At 44.0% G+C, this 611-nt stretch carries 1 pseudogene; it reads left to right on the forward strand.

Going from position 1 to position 611, the window contains the following annotated elements:
- Positions 1 to 186 (forward strand): annotated as a pseudogene (locus tag GC098_RS07335) (IS110 family RNA-guided transposase); the annotation flags it as partial.
- Positions 187 to 611 lie beyond the last annotated feature (425 nt).

A 611-nucleotide genomic window follows, 5' to 3' on the forward strand; every position in this document is an offset into this window, starting at 1 on the left:
ACGATGTGTATGGTTATGACTAACAAAGAATTCAAGGCTTTGCATCAACATAATGTTCAGGTAAAAAAGCTGAAAAAAATGAAATCCATCATGAAGTTATGTGGAAAGTTGGCTCGACTTTTAGTAGGCCTGGCACGCAGTGAGGAAGCATACAACCCAGTGAAAGTCTTTGCATTGGCAGCTTAAAAACTATGCATTACTAACGCAAGTTGGCGTATTCGCAGGATGACAAAGAAAGCACGGAGTATCGGGATACGTTACGCAAAAGGGCACTGACCCATTCCGTTAGAAAAACCGACCTCCACCCCTTGGATAGATGTGACGAAGGAATGAGAGGGCTTAGACCCGTTGAGACATGGGAGCGAAAATCGCTAAGGGCTATGTGGAGAATACGTGCAGCAGATGGTACAAATTAGGTGATGTTACCCCCACCTCTGTTCCCGCATGCCTTCTAACGATTAGGCCCTATCAATTCAACTCTCTTTCCTTCATCGTCCGATATCAAAGAGGATGAAATCCTGCGAATACACGAGCTTGCGTGAGAAAATCAAATCATAACGAGGGAGCTTAACGAACGTTACGTTATCAGTCATCTTTTCTTCTGTTCACGT

The sequence above is a fragment of the Paenibacillus phytorum genome, from assembly GCF_013141715.1.
GTDB lineage: Bacteria > Bacillota > Bacilli > Paenibacillales > NBRC-103111 > Paenibacillus_E > Paenibacillus_E phytorum.